The sequence below is a fragment of the Pseudoalteromonas sp. ESRF-bin5 genome (genome assembly GCF_002632075.1).
GTDB classification, from domain to species: domain Bacteria; phylum Pseudomonadota; class Gammaproteobacteria; order Enterobacterales; family Alteromonadaceae; genus Pseudoalteromonas; species Pseudoalteromonas marina.
Genome location: NZ_NTLW01000013.1, coordinates 1 through 1,208, shown reverse-complemented (window position 1 = coordinate 1,208; position 1,208 = coordinate 1). Strand labels below are relative to the sequence as shown.

General features: G+C 36.3%; 2 protein-coding genes. Both read right to left on the bottom strand.

Translation table 11 applies throughout. The features are described from left to right. Positions 1-104: 104 nt before the first annotated feature. Positions 105-419, bottom strand: coding sequence for a cell envelope integrity TolA family protein (locus BCG07_RS00135; RefSeq protein WP_286887919.1), 315 nt, complete (start codon positions 417-419; stop codon positions 105-107). Between the two features lie 207 nt (positions 420-626). Next, on the bottom strand, positions 627-1,001 hold the full coding sequence (locus tag BCG07_RS00130) for a hypothetical protein (protein ID WP_286887918.1): 375 nt from the start codon (positions 999-1,001) through the stop codon (positions 627-629). Between the last annotated feature and the right edge of the window lie 207 nt (positions 1,002-1,208).

Below are 1,208 nucleotides of genomic sequence, written 5' to 3'. Positions count from 1 at the left end.
TAACGCCCCATTCAGGGGCTGATAATAGCTTGCTAAAATGTGAAGCGAAGCGGAACCGAGCAAGCTGTTAGCAGTCCCGTTACTGCAATGGCTTGTTATATGCTTTATGGAACAAATGTAAAAATAATGTTCTTTACTATTTCTTTATCTTCGCCATTAAGCATAGAAATATTAAATGGCTGAGTTTTAGTTATAGCATGAAGTGCTGAGTCAGCTAATTCTATATTTCCAGAAGAACGTACAACTTTCATAAAAGTTACCTCTCCTGAATCATTTAGATTTATATGAACCTGTACTTTATGCCCTATACAAACATCACAAACATACATGTTAGATTCTATTAGTTCAGTAGTTTTAACAACCCATGATGGAACTTTCGATTCATTGATTAATTCTGAAGGCTTAACTGTAGAGATCACGGGCCTCGAAATGACATGACTGTTTGTCGAGTTACATCCCGTAAGTAATGCAAAAATTAGTATTAAAAATAAATGCTTCATATTCCCTTTCGTATATAACGCAGAGTGCAGCGGCAGTTTGTGGAGTGGCTCTTTTTGCTAGCGTAGCTATATGCAAAAATGATCTACGGAACAAACTGTCCGACTGGCACGTATTGTTATGTGAATTTAGCAATTTAAGTTCAGTTTTCTGTTTTTAATCCAAGCTAATACCCCAACAACTAAAAAACCAGTTCCCATTACCAACAAAAACCACTCGGGTGAACCGTTTTTTATAGTTTGAAATACACCAAAACCACCAAATGTAAAACCAAAAAAGAAGTACATTAGTAGCCCAGTTGGAATAAGAGGTGCTTTAGTACCTATGGAATAAATTCGCTTACTTTTATCAATTATTTGATTTTGTTCGCTTAACTCTGTAACACAAATATCAGAACAGCAAAGTCCTCGACCTGTATCAATTACGCAGTCAGCACATACCGCTTTACTACAAGACTTACATAAACCAATTGCATCCACTTGCAAGTGTCCAAAACACTTCATATTTATCTCCCTGTCAGGATTTAGAATTTTTCACATAGACATAATGACTCCCACACGGTGTTAGCCTCCGCTTTTCGTGGGTTAGCTTAATTCAAAGCCAGAGCCATAATTAGTTTGTCAATTAACTAAACAGCAGAGGCTAACATGAATAAACATAGCATACTTTTTATCGGTCTTGATACACATAAAGAATTCAATGAAGTTGCC